The sequence below is a fragment of the Yoonia sp. BS5-3 genome, from assembly GCF_038069655.2.
Classification (GTDB): domain Bacteria; phylum Pseudomonadota; class Alphaproteobacteria; order Rhodobacterales; family Rhodobacteraceae; genus Yoonia; species Yoonia phaeophyticola.
In genome coordinates, this window is sequence record NZ_CP150951.2 from 53,998 (window position 1) to 68,253 (window position 14,256).

Here is a 14,256-nt window from a genome sequence, read left to right on the forward strand (position 1 = left end):
TGTCCCGCGCATTCCCTAAAAGCGGCGCACCAACAGCGGTCCCTTCGTCTATCGGTTAGGACGCCAGGTTTTCAACCTGGAAAGAGGGGTTCGATTCCCCTAGGGACTGCCATTGGTGCTTCTCTGGAAATGTTAGAATTATGACGCAGCCCTATCTGGTCCAGTCGCGTTGAGCACCCTTATCCGGGACCTGTACTGTGTGGCAGCGGCACACTGGGAACAGCCCGATCCGTTGTATGCAAATCCCAACGCAAGATTGGACATTTACTGTCGCGGCGGAAAGGCTACCTTCACAGAAAATGCATCGAAGGGAGCCACCATATGCCACTCAAATATTTGCACACGATGGTCCGGGTCAAAGATCTGGAAAAATCCATGGCGTTCTATGCCCTGCTTGGACTTCAAGAAACACGTCGGATCGATAGTGAAGCCGGGCGGTTCAGCCTGATTTTCATGGCGCCCCCCGGGCAAGAGGATTGCCCGGTTGAGTTGACATATAATTGGGATGGCGATGATGCGTTACCAACCGACGGGCGGCATTTTGGGCATTTGGCCTACGAGGTCGATAATATCTATGAGATGTGCCAACACTTGATGGATAACGGCGTAACCATCAACCGCCCGCCCCGTGAAGGCCGCATGGCTTTTGTCCGATCACCCGACAATATTTCGGTCGAATTGCTGCAAGCTGGCGACAATCTTCCCATCGCCGAGCCTTGGGCCAGCATGGAAAATACCGGCCATTGGTAAAAGGGTAAGGGATCGCCACCCAAACTCGCCTCAGCCTCCCCCGCCACGGGGGAACCGCGAAGAGCCCGATGGCAAGTTGAATCCTTGCCATCACCTGCCGATCACTGCGGGACGGGTGTTTGGTAGTCCCGACACCTTACGCGGCCATCAACGGCGGTGATACGCCTGAACTACAAAACGCGTCACGGGCGCTGCATCCCTAACCACGCCGAACAATCGCTTCAGTAAATATACCGAATCTGTTCGGTCCAATACCGTTCTACCCGGCGCAGTGAGGTCGTGATTTCCTCAATCCCATTCTGATCCAGCACATTGCGGTCAACGAGGCCGTCAGCGTGGGTTGCAAACAGCTGTTCGACGACATTGCGCACCTCGCGCCCCTTTTCGGTCAGACGAACGCGCACCGAACGGCGATCAATTTCGCTGCGTTGGTGGTGCATATAGCCCATATCAACCAGCTTTTTCAGGTTATAGGATACGTTCGACCCCTGATAGTAACCACGGGTCTTCAATTCACCGGCCGTCACTTCGTTTTCGCCGACATTGAACAACAACAAGGCCTGAACTGCGTTGATTTCCAGCACACCAACCCGTTCGAATTCATCCTTGATCACGTCCAGCAATAGGCGATGCAACCGTTCCACCAGGGTCAACGCGTCCAAATAGGATGCCATGAAAGCTGCGCTGCGCGCCGCAGTCATCCCATCGGTCGCGGCTACGTCCAAGTCTGCATGAATGCTCATATCATCTACTCCGCTTCTTCTCAAAACAACGGATAAGACGAAACAAAGAAAATTCAGTTAAAGCGAAAAATTGAAGATTTATTTGGATATGCGCGCGGTACCGTCATGCAGGGCGCGTCACACCCTCTGCCCCCGTAGCAATCAAGTCAATCAAGGCTTTATAATGCGCCGGTACAGCAAACTGCCCGCCGATCCATCCGTAAATATCGTGATCATTTTCGGTCAGTAGACGATCATAAAGCGCCAATGCGTCGCCATCCATGCCCGCCAAATGCACATCGGCAAAGGCCGATAGAATCAGATCCATTTCCTTGATGCCCCGGCGCATTGACCGCATGCGCATCCGTTTGATCATGTTTTCGCGTGTCTCGGTCATACCCGTTCCTTTAATGCTGCGCGCATCCGCTTTTCCAAACGACCCAAACGATCGCCAGATTGGGCAATCTGGCTGCGCAGGGCCCGCATCTCGGCTAGCAGATCCAGCAGATCATCCGACATCACCACTTCTTCTTCAGGTGCTTCTGGGCCGTCCCCTTCGCCCGTCAAAAGCCAGCTTAGTGACACGCCTAAGATACCCGAAATCATCTGCAAACGGTTTGCGCGCGGCTCTTTGAGGTCATTTTCCCAGCCGATCACGGTTGTGACCTTCACACCCAGCTTTTCGGCCAGCCCTTTTTGGCGCAGACCCGCAGCTTCGCGCGCACCGGCAAGACGGTCCCCAAAGGTTGCCGCATCTTCGCTATACCATCCCTGATCTTCGGCCATGCGCGCCCCTCTTGTTGCTTGCGACATCTTCGCCCGCGTCATATGTCACAGACAGGCCTTCGTTACCACCGGATGACAGAAATGACTTTCCTATCTGCGACGCTTGACCGCGTGAAACCTTCACCCACAATCGCCGTGACAACCAAAGCGGCCGAGCTAAAAGCCGCCGGGCGCGACGTGATCGGCCTTGGGGCGGGCGAGCCTGACTTCGACACACCCGAGAACATCAAGGACGCCGCGCGCGCAGCCATCGCGGATGGAAAGACGAAATACACCGCCGTTGATGGCATTCCAGAACTGAAAGAGGCGATCTGCGCCAAATTCACCCGCGACAACGACCTGTCCTACACCCCGGCGCAAGTGACCGTAGGCACCGGCGGCAAACAAGTGCTCTACAACGCCTTCATGGCCACCCTGAATCCCGGCGATGAGGTGATCATCCCCGCCCCCTACTGGGTCAGCTACCCCGACATGGTGCTGCTGGCCGGGGGCGAACCCGTCGCGGTCGAGGCCACGCTTGAGGCCAATTTCAAAATCACCGCATCCCAGCTTGAGGCCGCGATCACGCCCAAAACCAAATGGTTCCTGTTCAATTCGCCCTCAAACCCCACTGGGGCCGGATACAGCTGGTCAGAGCTCAAAGAACTGACAGACGTGCTGCTGCGCCACCCGCATGTCTGGATCATGACAGACGACATGTACGAACATCTGGCCTACGGAAACTTCAAGTTTTGCACGCCCGCACAGGTCGAACCACAGCTCTACGACCGGACACTGACGGTCAACGGGGTCTCCAAAGCCTACGCGATGACCGGCTGGCGGATCGGCTATGCGGCGGGGCCAGAAATGCTAATCAAAGCGATGCGCAAAGTGCAATCGCAATCCACCTCAAACCCCTGTTCGGTCAGCCAACACGCGGCGGTCGAAGCGCTGAACGGCACGCAAGACTTCCTACGCCCCAATAACGCATTGTTCGAACGACGGCGGGACCTTGTAGTCGATATACTGAACCGGGCAGAGGGGATCATCTGCCCCAAGCCCGAGGGCGCGTTCTACGTCTACCCCTCCATCGCGGGATGCATCGGAAAAACCAGCGCGGCCGGGACCCTGATCGAAAACGACGAAGTCTTTGCAACCGCGCTGCTGGAAGAAACCGGCGTGGCCGTGGTGTTCGGAGCAGCCTTCGGGCTCAGCCCCAACTTCCGGGTCAGCTATGCAACGTCAGATGAGGCGCTCAAAGAGGCGTGCCAGCGGATCATCGATTTCTGCGCGGGGCTCAGCTAGGGTCAGGCCTCAAAAGCAGAACGGTAACGCCATTCAAAACGCTGCGCTCTGCACGACGATTATGCCGCCGGAAAGCAAGAGCAGCCCAAGAACCACGTTGTTGAAGGTGGCGGCACTGACACCGATGAACGCGCGCACCCCGATGGCCGCCCCAACCATGCTGCATGGCACCGCAACGGCCCCATAGATCATGAGCGTCCGGTCGAGCTTGCCAAAGAACACAAGCATGATGGCTGCGAAGCCAAGGATAATGAGGTTAAATGGCTGGTAACGCTCGCGCTGCGCAATGGGCGACAGTTTGTTCAATTGCAGCCAGACCAAGGGGACAGGCCCCGATAGCCCGGCGAAACCACCCAGGATGCCCCCGAAAAAACCCACAAACCGGTCCGCGCGCCCATCTTTGTGATCGTTCCGGATCAGATCGGGCAGCCCTCTGAATTGCAGTGCTGCATAGATCACCAGAAAAATGCCAATCGCGGCCTTTACGGCCTGAGGGTTCAGATATCCCAATAACGCGGCCCCAAGCGGCACGCCAACAAGCCCGCCGGACACCAAATGCGCCGACCGGCCCCATTTCATTTGTCCTGACAAGCGGATCAGCCCAACCACCTGCCCCGCCAAAGCAGAGATGATGATCAAAGGCGGCACGACATCGGCAGGCAACACGAGAAACCAAAATCCCGATGCGACCAATGCCGTACCAAAGCCTGCGAACCCGTTCACGAAACCTGCGATGACGGCCCCAAGGGCCAACACCACGAAAACAGAGATGTCGATGATGCGGACCCTTCGCCTTTACCCGTCGAATGCGGCCAGATAGGCCACCAGGATATCCAGCGCGGCTTGCAGATCACCCTTATCAATCATCTCGGTCACCGTATGGATGTAGCGTGTGCCGACAGTGATCCCCACTGCGCGTGCACCCGCCGCGGCCTGTTGCGCCGCCGCCCCGTCCTGTCCGCCTGCAGCGAGCATGGTACGTTGATAGGGGATCTCTTTGTCGCGGGCGAGCGTTTCGATCTCGGATACCAGCGCTTTGTCTGCGATGAACGACGAATCTCGGACATGCAGACCGAACCCTTCACCTTGTTGCGTGGTCGCGTCTTTATCTGGGATACCCGGCGTGTCGCATGCAAGGGTGACATCAATACCCAAACCAATATCAGGTTTGATTGCAAAAGATGCTGTTCGTGCGCCACGCAGCCCGACCTCTTCCTGACAGGTGAAAGCCACGTGAATCTCGGCGCCTTTGCCCTGATCGCCAAGTTGGCGCATCGCCTCGATCCCAAGCCAGCAAGCGATCCGGTTATCCAGCGCCTTGGAGACGAATTTATCGCCCATCTCAAGGAATGGTTCATCCATCACAACAAAATCGCCGATTTTGACAAGATCGCGGGCTGCTTCACCCAGGCCCAAATCAACAAAAAACTCACCCACATCAGGTACTTTCTTGCGATCTTCCGGGGCAGAGATATGGATCGGCTTGCCGCCCGGGTTCATCACGCCTTTATAATCGCCCTCATCGGTGCAAACCAAAACCCGGCGTGAAAACAGGTTGCGGGGGTCAAAGCCGCCAACGGGCTGCAAATACAGAAACCCCTTTTTGTCGATATGGCTGACCAGAAATCCGATCTCATCCATATGGCAAAGCAGCATGATTCTGGGCGCGTCATCTTTCACTGCGTCCCTGCGGCACAGAAGCGAGCCCATCGGATCGGTCTCAACTGTGTCAAAAATGCCATCAATTTCGGATGTGATCAGATCGCGCACCCGGTGCTCATGTCCGGGAACACCGGGGGTTTCACACAGCCGCTTGAGAAGGTCGATATTCATGAGAACGCTCCTGTTTTTCAGGGGCCAGACTGGGGCTACCCGGCCAGGAACGCAACTGCGATTGTGACTTAACAGGTGCAATTTTCCGGGCCTTTGTCCAGGAACAACCCCACCGATGCAAAACTGCATAAGCACTATGCGGGTCATAAACTTCCGGTGTTTTCATCCCTTGGCTAGAACCTCAAGCACGGCAGTCGACGGTCTTTGCAAACCAAATTTCCCGGCTGCCATCGATGTTAGAAAGCCAAAGGATTTGAAATGAAACATCAATATTTACTGACTGTTGCAGGCTGCCTGTTCGCAAACACCGCAATCGCTGGCGGATTGGCAGACCCGATTATTCCGGCGCCCCTGCCCGTTCCCCCGGCCCCGATTGCGCAGCCACTTGATTGGTATGCAGGTTTGCAAGCCGGGCCAGGCGAAGGTGAGGTTGTCAGCAATGGCGACGCCGGTGAACAACAACAGGTTGATCTGTCCGGTCCATTCTTTGGCCTGCACGCAGGTGTACAACGCCAATTCGGCAGCCTGACTGCCGGGATTGAGATTGATTACAACACCTCCAATGTCGATCTTGAAGACAGCGGCACCGATACCGTCATTGAGATGGACACGTTGGCCCATCTGAAGCTGCGCGCCGGTACCGAGGTTGGCCCAGCCTTTATCTATGGCACCGCCGGGTTGGCTTACGCATCGCTTTCGGCTGAACCGGTTGTTGGTGACCCTTTTGATGAAAGCGACACCGCCCCGTTCTACGGTCTTGGGGCCGATGTGATGGTCAGCCAGAACATCTCGGTCGGGGGCGAAGTGCTGGTCCATAATTTCGAGGATTTCAGCGGTGAAGAAGGTTTGGAGGTTGATTTGACAACGGCCATGCTGCGGGTGTCCTACCACTTTTAGGGCAACATCCAATCATTTCGAACCAAACTCTGGCCGGGCGCTTGCATGTCGCGCCCGGTCAATTTCCCCCTTCGCGTTAACAATTGCCCGTTTTTACCCGTCTTCTTTCAACCCAAAATACAAGAGGCTTCCATGAAAAATTATAGACTTCATAGTATCATTCTTACCGCGATTGCATCGGCAAGCACGGCCAGCGCCGGCGGCTTGAGCGAGCCGATCATCCCCGTCTTGCAAGCCGTTCCGCCCGCCATTGTCCCGCCTAATGATTGGTATGTCGGCGCCCAGGTCGGCGCCATTTCCGCCGACCTTCCGTTCATCATCGTTGAGGGCCCATTGGGTACCGAAGAGGCCAGCGGCACGCTTTACGGGCTTCACGCAGGTGTCCAGCGTGCTTTTGGCGCGATGAAGGCCGGGGTTGAGCTGGATTACAACACCACCTCTGACGTGCTTGAGGCGGATGAAAGCGGCGCGACCCTTGATCTGGAAACCCTGATGCATCTGAAACTACGCGCCGGTGCAGATGTGGGCCCCGCGTTTTTGTATGGAACCGCGGGCCTTGCCTATGCATCGGGTGAGGCAGAGACGGCAGGTTTCACTTATGAGTTGTCGGACACGGCCCCATTTTTTGGGATTGGTGCGGACGTAATGGTGTCGCAGAATATCTCGGTCGGGGGTGAAGTGTTGATGCATCAATTCGATGATGTGGATGACACCGGTCTTGATATTGAATTCACAACCGCAATGCTGCGTGTTTCCTACCACTTTTAGAACCGCGAATGCACAAAAGGCGCGGCAATAGATAGATTGCCGCGCCTTTTGTCATGTTTTAAGGGGCCTCAAACCCGGTTCAGGCTTTGCCGGTGAACTTTGCGATCAAGTCGTCAAGGTCCAGGCCGAGACTATCAAGCATGGAAAGATCAAATCCTTTTTCCTCGATAAAGGTTTTCGCGGCCTCAATATCGAGGTTTTCAAGCATGGATGCATCGACACCCAGCTCTTCAAGCTTTGCTGCAAAGTCGAAATCGCCGCCGCCTACTGCGCCCGCCAATTTGCCTACAATATTGCCTAGGTCCATCGGTCTCTCCTGTCTGGAATATTCATCTGCCCCCATCATGCGTAGGATTGCTGCGCAAACCTAGGGGGAAAGTTCCGAAATTTCGCGCAAACCGGCGCTTATTTCTTTTCCGCTTCCAAGGCCGCCAAACGTGCAGCAAGCGCATCATTCTCTTCGCGGGCCTTTTGCGCCATTGCCCGAACGGCATCAAATTCCTCGCGCGTGACGAAATCACGATCAGCAAGCCAACGATCCATCATCGATGACATTGCGGTCTGCGCTTCGTCCTTAGCACCCTGCGCCACCCCCATGGCATTTGTCATCAGCTGGCTAAGATCGTCGAAAAACTTGTTCTTGCTCTGCATGGCTCTCTCCAAATCCGATTACCTCTTATATGGGGTTAAGCAAAGGTCGGCACAACCCAACAAGGCTGGTTGACTTCGTGGCAGCCCCGGACAAGGAATGGCCCTATGTTCGCAGCAATTCCCTTTCCCGATATCTCGCCTGAGATTTTCTCAGTCACGCTGTTTGGTATCGCGATCACCTTGCGGTGGTACGCCATGGCCTATGTGGTCGGGATCTATCTGGGATGGCAGATCATAAAAGCCGCATTGCGCCGACCGCAGCTTTGGCGGAATGGCGCGCCGATGCAGATCAGCCAACTTGAAGATTTGCTCACCTACATCGTCATGGGTGTTATTGGCGGCGGCCGCTTGGGCTATGTGCTGTTTTACAGACCAGGTGAGTATCTCAGCAATCCGCTGGATATTCTGAAAATCTGGGAGGGCGGGCTGTCTTTTCATGGCGGCTTTCTGGGCGTCGTGGTGGGCGTTTACCTGTTCAGCCGCAGGCACAAAGTGCCCCTACCCGATCTGGCCGATATCATCGCGGTCTCGGCCACACCTGCCGTGCTCTTGGTCCGCTGCGCCAATTTCATCAATGCCGAGCTTTGGGGCCGCCCGACGGACCTGCCCTGGGGCGTCATCTTTCCTGGCGCTGCAGCGCAATCTTGTGCCACGGTTGGCACGCCCTGCGTGCGGCACCCCTCGCAGCTTTATGAGGCGGGGCTTGAAGGTTTGCTGCTTGGCACGATCCTGATGCTGCTAGCCTTCCGCTTTGGTGGGTTGAAAAAACCATGGCTTCTGACGGGTGTCTTTTTTGCAGGTTACGGCTTTGCCCGTTTTCTGGTTGAGTTCGTCCGCCAGCCCGATGCGCAATTTGTCAGCATTGGCAACGAATTAGGGCTCGCCCTACATTATAACGGCTACGGGCTGACCATGGGACAGCTACTCACGCTTCCGATGATTGTTGTCGGCCTAATGCTGATTTTCTTTGCCCGGCGCAGATGACAGCGCTGGGTGATCTTCTGGTTGCCCGCATCGCGCAGGCCGGCCCGATCAGCCTGGCTGACTATATGGCTGAATGCCTGATGCATCCCGAACATGGCTATTACGCCACCCGCGATCCGCTGGGCGTGGCAGGGGACTTCATTACCGCGCCAGAGATCAGCCAGATGTTTGGCGAATTGATCGGTCTGGTGCTGGCGCAAACCTGGATCGAGCAAGGCAAACCCGGCAATTGCATCTTGGCCGAGCTTGGCCCCGGGCGCGGCACATTGATGGCCGATATCTTGCGCGCCACGCGGCGGGTGCCCGGCTTTCACGACGCCGTTGCTGTGCATTTTGTAGAAACGTCCAAGCCATTGCGGCGCAAACAAGCGCAGCTAGTGCCGGATGCCACATGGCATGATCAGATTGACACACTTCCCCAGGTGCCCCTTTTCCTGATCGCCAATGAATTTTTCGACGCATTGCCCATCCGGCAATTTATCCGCGAAGGCGGCGGATGGCGGGAACGGATGATCGGGGCGCCTGATGGCACGCTTACCTTCGGTCTGTCTGATCCTGCCCCGCTGGGCGCATTGGCGCATCGGCTAGAAGACACGCAAGATGGGGATCTGGTCGAATATTGCCCCGCCTTGCCAGCGATCACCGCCGAAATCGATGACCGTATCGCAACCCATGGCGGGGCCGCGCTGATCATTGATTACGGCGATTGGCAATCGCAAGGGGACACGTTGCAAGCCCTCGCAGGTCACGCGCGGGCCGATGTCTTAGCCGCCCCGGGTGCGGCGGACCTGACTGCACATGTCGATTTTGCCGCAATCGCGCAGGGTACACAGAAGGCCACCCATAGCCGGTTGACGACCCAAGGGGTGTTTCTAGAACGGCTCGGCATCACCGAACGGGCGCAGGCTTTGGCGCGGAATTTGACAGGTGATGCGCTTGATACGCATATCAAGGCACATCGGCGCTTGACCCACCCGGCTGAAATGGGTGAGCTATTCAAAGTCATCGGGATCACGCCCCGCGACGCAAATCCGCCACCAGGATTAGAGCCATGACACTAGAAGCGATCACCCATCCGGCCTTGCAAGGCACCCAGCACGGGTTCTTTACCCGCAAAGGCGGCGCGTCATCGGGCGTGTTTGCGGGACTGAATTGCGGTTTTGGCAGCTCTGACCAACATGACGTGGTTGAAATCAACCGCGAGCGCGTAGCGGCGCAGTTGCAGGTCGCGCCAGACCGTTTGGTTGGGGTGCATCAAATCCATTCTGCAGTGGTCGTGCCCGTCATGGACGCGATGCACCATCACCCCAAGGCCGATGGGCTTGTCACTGCAACGCCGGGTGTCGCCCTATCCATTTTGACTGCGGATTGCCAGCCGGTGCTGTTTTCGGATCAAAAAGCCGGGGTCATTGGCGCGGCCCATGCCGGCTGGAAAGGCGCGTTGCACGGGGTACTTGAGGAAACGGTACGGCAGATGGAAACGCTTGGCGCTGCCCGGGCCAATATCACAGCGGTGATTGGCCCGTCGATCAGTCAACGCAATTACGAAGTCGGCCCGGAGTTTCGGACACAGTTTCTGGACGTTGACGACAGCCATAGCAGGTTTTTTGCAGCCGGCAAAGATGGACGTTTCCAATTTGATCTACCCGCTTTTGGCATACACCGCCTGCGCAGCTTTGGCGTCGGCAAGACCAGCTGGACCCGGCACTGCACCTATGCTGATCCAGACCGGTTCTATAGCTACCGCCGCTCTGTTCATCAGCGCGAGGCTGATTATGGGCGACTGATCTCAGCCATCCGCCTTTGATCAGCCTTGCGGCACATCGACAATGGTCCCTGCCTGAGACGAGCGTTCAATCGCCTCAATCAGACGATGCGATGCCAGCGCCTCACGTCCTGTAACCATTGGCGCCTGCCCTGCCCGTATCGCGGCGATAAAATCTTCGATGACGGCTTGATGCCACTCAAACCGCCCCGTGAGCGAGGCAACAGCAGCTTCTGTTCTTGACTGACCCTCGATCTGATGTCGGCCATCGCGCCAATGAACATCCAGCGCGTCCTTATCCATCCGCAATGACCCGTTTTCAAAATGCAAGGTGATCGTTTCGGTGCGGTGCGGGAACATAGCCGTGCTGGCCGTGAAAGTACCCACCGCCCCGTTCGCAAATGTCAGACCCGCAGTGGCAAAGTCTTCGGCCTCCATCTGATGCAGCGGCGTTGTGGCGGTCATCGCTTGTACCTGTATGACCGGGCCAGTCAGGCTAAGCGCCAGATCAATAGAATGGATTGCATTGGTGATCATCACCCCGCCGCCATCGCGCGCATAGGTTCCGCGACCAAGCTCATCATAATAGGATTGCGCCCGCCAGAGCGGAACAGCGATCTCAACCAATCCAAGCTTACCAAGCGCACCGCTCGCGACATGCCGGGCCGCAGCCATTGCAGGCGCCCGCATCCGGTGCTGGAACAACATACCCAATGTGACACCATGCGCCGCGCATATCTCAACAACGTCCTGCGCCTCGCGGCTGTTGCGCGCCACCGGCTTTTCAAGAAGGATATGCTTGCCAGCGCTTGCGAATGTGCCGATGATTTCATGACGCACGCTTGGCGGTGTCGCGATGATCACGATCTCAATCGATGGATCAGCGGCGACTGCAGCAATATCTGATGTGAAGACTGGCGCAGGCCCTTCATAAAAATCTTTCAGATAATACGCCTTGTCGGGGTTGCGCGAGACAATCGCGGATAGCCGTGCAATATCACGCGCCGCCGACAGCGCGGCCACATGGGTTTTGGCAATCATACCCGCACCGATCAAAGCAACGCCGATGGGGATGTCCCGTGATGTGACCATATCTTTGTCCTCTATCCGTTTGATGGGTTTATCTGGCAAGCCGAAGGTCGACACCAGCCGTTTTCGGTGCTGCGTGAAAGCCATCTGGCCAGCGACATTCAAATAAGGCCGATCAAGCGTGCCCCCTCGCAACATCAGGGCGGTAATATGGCAAGACGGCGATCACGGCACATTCCGTTAAACTCCGGTTCATCATACTTGACGCCGAAAGCAGGTAAAATATACATTATTTCAGATACATAGAGTCATTTTACCAGTATTTCTTGTTTGATCTGCGCTTGTCGTCTCAGCGTCAAACTGTCGCCAGTTTGGTCCGACAAGTTAGGCTTAACGGCGGAAATAGAAGCCCCGCTGATGAAGAAAAGAGGTATCAGATGAAAAGCCGCTGGCAAAAATCGCTCGAAGCCGCCGTCGCTGCATATGACACACCCATGCCATGGGAGCGCGGCGAGACGCGCAAAGCCATGATCGCACGTCGGCAAGCCAAGACGAAGCTGGTCCGCCTGCCACGCAATGCCGAAGCGCGCCGCGCTTAGTTCCGCGTGCGACCGCCAAACATATCAAGAATGATATATCGGCGATCGAACGGTCCATTCCATGGATAAAATACCTTCGTCAAATGGGGCCCGCTCTGGCCCACGGGGGAAAACATCACCCCGCTCCCCGTCCTCGCCCAGCGGGACAGCGCGCACGCAATTTCCGCTGCGCAAATACAGCATTACCTATCTAACACCCGACAACCAAATCAACGAATTAACCCGCGAGGCACCAGCCATCGCGTCGTTTGAAGATGCCTTTGGGGCCTTGGGCCATGGCGCGATCGTTCAGACCAAAGCCGGGCCGATGGCTGTCGAAGATCTTTTGCCGGGGGATGAAATCCGCCTGGCAAATATGCAATATGACAAGTTGCTTTGGCGCGGCTCGATGACAGTTGACCCAGCCAGACCCTGTGCCGATGCCGCACAGCACAGTCTGACCCGGATCACCGCCGAGGCGTTGGGCCCAAACCGCCCCTCACCCGATCTTATTCTCGGCCCCACAGCGCGGCTTTTGCACCGCTCGCCGGGTATTCGCACCCTGACGGGGCGTGGCTCTGCCTTTTTGCCGATGCGGGACTTTCTGGATGGGATCAACATCATCGAACTGCGCCCTGCTGCGCCAGTGCGTGTCTACCAACTTGGGTTCGAACGGCACCAAAGCCTGTCGGTCAATGGTGTCGAAATCGAAAGCCTGCATCCTGGCACGGCCTTTGCGCTTGGGCTGCGCGGTGATATGCTGGCGCAATATCTCGCGCTGTTCCCACATAAGATTGATTTGGAAGACTTCGGCGACATGAAAAGCCCACGCCTGCGTCTGCGTGACCTTGAGCTGCTGGATGGTATCTAAGCTGTCGCCCGATATACCGCATACCCCCAAAAACGCCAGGACAACGTAACCGCCGCAAGCGCAAGTCCCACAACCAGCCCGGCCCATAGGCCTGCCGGACCAAAGCCCAGCGGGAAGGCCAGCACATAGCTACATGGTAAACCGATACCCCAATAGCTGAATGATGCCATGATCATCGGCACTGCCGTATCCTGCACCCCGCGCAGCAGCCCAAGTGCCATAACCTGCAGCCCATCAACCAGCTGGAACACAGCCGAAAGGATGATGAGACTGACACCAACCTCAAGCAGGGCCGCGCGCTGCGGCTCATCGGGGTCAATGAAAAGTCCGACAAGCTGCTCGGCGAACACCACAAAGACGACGGACGTGGCCAATGCATAGCAGGCCGACATCGCAATAGCGGTCTTTCCTCCGCGGCGCAGCGCCAGCTCATCTTTGCGGCCCAGCGCCCGACCGGCACGCACCGTCGCCGCCTGCGAAAAGCCGATATGAACCATAAAGGTCAGCCCCGACAGCTGGATTGCAATACCATGGGCAGCCAGCGGGATCGGGCCGATCCACCCCATCATCACGGCAGCCGCACTGAAAAGGCCACCTTCGGCCAAAGATGTCAGCCCAATTGGCCAGCCGACGCGGAACACGCGGGCCATCACATCACGGTCACTGCGCCAGATATTCCGGAACAGCTGATATTGCGGCAGACGGCGCAGCGTATAGATAAGCAGGATCAAAACGCTGATGGCTGTCACACTAAGCGACGCGATTGCGGCGCCGCGAATGCCCAGTTCAGGCGCGCCCCAATTTCCGAAAATCAGCGCGTAATTTACAAATATATTCAGGACCGCCGCCCCACCCGTTGCCCAAAGGATGATGGCCGTATGTTCCAATGCGGCCAGAAAAGACTTCAAGACCATCACGATCAAAGCTGGCACCATCTGCCAAATCGCAATCCACAAGTAAATCTGCGCCAGTTCAGCCACGGCAGGATCTTGGCCAATGGCGATCAGGATCTTTTCTGTCCAAAAGAAAGGGATTGTTATCGCGACCCCATAGAACACAGACAGCCACAGCCCCATCCGCGTGACACGGCGAACCTGCACATCGTCATTCTCTTCTGCGGCCGCCGCAACCAGGGGCGTGACAGCCTGCGCAAAACCGGCGCCCACAATAAATGTGATAAAGAACATCGTCCCCGCAATGGTGGATGCGGCCAATGCCGTTACATCGTACCAGCCGAGCATGATTGTATCTGTGATATGGATCGCGAACTGGGCCAAATTGCTCAGAATCAGCGGCATTCCCAGCACATATATCGCGCGCGCATGTTGTCGATATGTC

18 protein-coding genes and 1 tRNA gene are annotated in these 14,256 nt (G+C 56.7%); 10 read left to right on the forward strand and 9 right to left on the reverse strand.

Going from position 1 to position 14,256, the window contains the following annotated elements; translation table 11 throughout:
- Positions 1 to 37 precede the first annotated feature (37 nt).
- Together AABB29_RS00220 and AABB29_RS00225 are read left to right on the forward strand one after the other, a co-directional pair.
- A tRNA-Glu gene (locus AABB29_RS00220) sits at positions 38 to 112 on the forward strand.
- A gap of 209 nt (positions 113 to 321) precedes the next feature.
- Positions 322 to 750 (forward strand): VOC family protein, encoded by a 429-nt coding sequence (locus AABB29_RS00225; protein WP_341368857.1) that lies wholly within the window; start codon positions 322 to 324, stop codon positions 748 to 750.
- 221 nt (positions 751 to 971) lie between these two features.
- Here the strand turns inward: AABB29_RS00225 and AABB29_RS00230 are convergent, their stop codons facing one another.
- The 3 genes from AABB29_RS00230 to AABB29_RS00240 form a co-directional block, all read right to left on the reverse strand.
- A complete protein-coding gene (locus AABB29_RS00230; protein WP_373636705.1) occupies positions 972 to 1,493 on the reverse strand; it encodes a MarR family winged helix-turn-helix transcriptional regulator in 522 nt (173 codons plus the stop codon).
- A gap of 103 nt (positions 1,494 to 1,596) precedes the next feature.
- Entirely contained in the window at positions 1,597 to 1,869 is a 273-nt protein-coding gene (locus AABB29_RS00235; protein WP_341368855.1) for a succinate dehydrogenase assembly factor 2, read from the reverse strand.
- Positions 1,866 to 2,258: a helix-turn-helix domain-containing protein gene (locus tag AABB29_RS00240; RefSeq protein ID WP_341368854.1), complete on the reverse strand. Its 393-nt coding sequence runs from the start codon at positions 2,256 to 2,258 to the stop codon at positions 1,866 to 1,868. Before AABB29_RS00240 ends, AABB29_RS00235 begins: the two co-directional genes overlap by 4 nt.
- 81 nt (positions 2,259 to 2,339) lie before the next feature.
- Here AABB29_RS00240 and AABB29_RS00245 point away from each other — a divergent pair, with 81 nt between their 5' ends.
- On the forward strand, positions 2,340 to 3,542 hold the full coding sequence (locus AABB29_RS00245; protein WP_341368853.1) for a pyridoxal phosphate-dependent aminotransferase: 1,203 nt from the start codon (positions 2,340 to 2,342) through the stop codon (positions 3,540 to 3,542).
- A 33-nt stretch (positions 3,543 to 3,575) separates the two neighbouring features.
- Here the strand turns inward: AABB29_RS00245 and AABB29_RS00250 are convergent, their stop codons facing one another.
- Together AABB29_RS00250 and AABB29_RS00255 are read right to left on the reverse strand one after the other, a co-directional pair.
- Complete coding sequence (locus AABB29_RS00250) at positions 3,576 to 4,301, reverse strand: sulfite exporter TauE/SafE family protein (protein WP_373636706.1); 726 nt, start codon at positions 4,299 to 4,301, stop codon at positions 3,576 to 3,578.
- Positions 4,302 to 4,337: 36 nt separating this feature from the next.
- On the reverse strand, positions 4,338 to 5,375 hold the full coding sequence (locus tag AABB29_RS00255) for a M42 family metallopeptidase (RefSeq protein ID WP_373636707.1): 1,038 nt from the start codon (positions 5,373 to 5,375) through the stop codon (positions 4,338 to 4,340).
- Between the two features lie 258 nt (positions 5,376 to 5,633).
- On the opposite strand from AABB29_RS00255, the gene AABB29_RS00260 reads away from it, so the two are divergent.
- Both AABB29_RS00260 and AABB29_RS00265 read left to right on the forward strand, forming a co-directional pair.
- Positions 5,634 to 6,272 carry an outer membrane beta-barrel protein gene (locus AABB29_RS00260; protein WP_341368851.1) on the forward strand — a complete coding sequence of 213 codons (639 nt, stop codon included), beginning with the start codon at positions 5,634 to 5,636 and terminating at the stop codon, positions 6,270 to 6,272.
- 132 nt (positions 6,273 to 6,404) lie between these two features.
- Positions 6,405 to 7,040: a porin family protein gene (locus AABB29_RS00265; protein ID WP_341368850.1), complete on the forward strand. Its 636-nt coding sequence runs from the start codon at positions 6,405 to 6,407 to the stop codon at positions 7,038 to 7,040.
- A 79-nt stretch (positions 7,041 to 7,119) separates the two neighbouring features.
- On the opposite strand, the gene AABB29_RS00270 is transcribed toward AABB29_RS00265, so the two are convergent.
- Together AABB29_RS00270 and AABB29_RS00275 are read right to left on the reverse strand one after the other, a co-directional pair.
- Entirely contained in the window at positions 7,120 to 7,347 is a 228-nt protein-coding gene (locus AABB29_RS00270; RefSeq protein WP_341368849.1) for a hypothetical protein, read from the reverse strand.
- Positions 7,348 to 7,445: 98 nt separating this feature from the next.
- Entirely contained in the window at positions 7,446 to 7,691 is a 246-nt protein-coding gene (locus AABB29_RS00275) for an accessory factor UbiK family protein (protein ID WP_341368848.1), read from the reverse strand.
- 105 nt (positions 7,692 to 7,796) lie between these two features.
- On the opposite strand from AABB29_RS00275, the gene lgt reads away from it, so the two are divergent.
- From lgt to pgeF, 3 genes are read left to right on the forward strand one after another with little or no spacing between them, the layout of a single operon-like run.
- A complete protein-coding gene (gene lgt / locus AABB29_RS00280; protein ID WP_341368847.1) occupies positions 7,797 to 8,675 on the forward strand; it encodes a prolipoprotein diacylglyceryl transferase in 879 nt (292 codons plus the stop codon).
- On the forward strand, positions 8,672 to 9,730 hold the full coding sequence (locus tag AABB29_RS00285) for an SAM-dependent methyltransferase (RefSeq protein WP_341368846.1): 1,059 nt from the start codon (positions 8,672 to 8,674) through the stop codon (positions 9,728 to 9,730). Before lgt ends, AABB29_RS00285 begins: the two co-directional genes overlap by 4 nt.
- Positions 9,727 to 10,482, forward strand: a complete 756-nt coding sequence (pgeF, locus tag AABB29_RS00290) for a peptidoglycan editing factor PgeF (RefSeq protein ID WP_341368845.1) — start codon at positions 9,727 to 9,729, stop codon at positions 10,480 to 10,482. The genes AABB29_RS00285 and pgeF overlap by 4 nt, the downstream gene beginning before the upstream one ends.
- On the opposite strand, the gene AABB29_RS00295 is transcribed toward pgeF, so the two are convergent.
- Complete coding sequence (locus AABB29_RS00295) at positions 10,483 to 11,532, reverse strand: Gfo/Idh/MocA family oxidoreductase (RefSeq protein ID WP_341368844.1); 1,050 nt, start codon at positions 11,530 to 11,532, stop codon at positions 10,483 to 10,485. It abuts the gene before it with no gap.
- Positions 11,533 to 11,906: 374 nt separating this feature from the next.
- On the opposite strand from AABB29_RS00295, the gene AABB29_RS00300 reads away from it, so the two are divergent.
- Positions 11,907 to 12,068 (forward strand): hypothetical protein, encoded by a 162-nt coding sequence (locus AABB29_RS00300; protein ID WP_341368843.1) that lies wholly within the window; start codon positions 11,907 to 11,909, stop codon positions 12,066 to 12,068.
- A gap of 61 nt (positions 12,069 to 12,129) precedes the next feature.
- The gene (locus AABB29_RS00305; protein WP_341368842.1) at positions 12,130 to 12,918 is read left to right on the forward strand and encodes a Hint domain-containing protein; all 789 of its coding nucleotides are present in this window, start codon (positions 12,130 to 12,132) and stop codon (positions 12,916 to 12,918) included.
- On the opposite strand, the gene AABB29_RS00310 is transcribed toward AABB29_RS00305, so the two are convergent.
- Positions 12,915 to 14,216 carry an MATE family efflux transporter gene (locus AABB29_RS00310; RefSeq protein ID WP_341368841.1) on the reverse strand — a complete coding sequence of 434 codons (1,302 nt, stop codon included), beginning with the start codon at positions 14,214 to 14,216 and terminating at the stop codon, positions 12,915 to 12,917. The two genes, AABB29_RS00305 and AABB29_RS00310, sit on opposite strands and share 4 nt — an antisense overlap.
- Between the last annotated feature and the right edge of the window lie 40 nt (positions 14,217 to 14,256).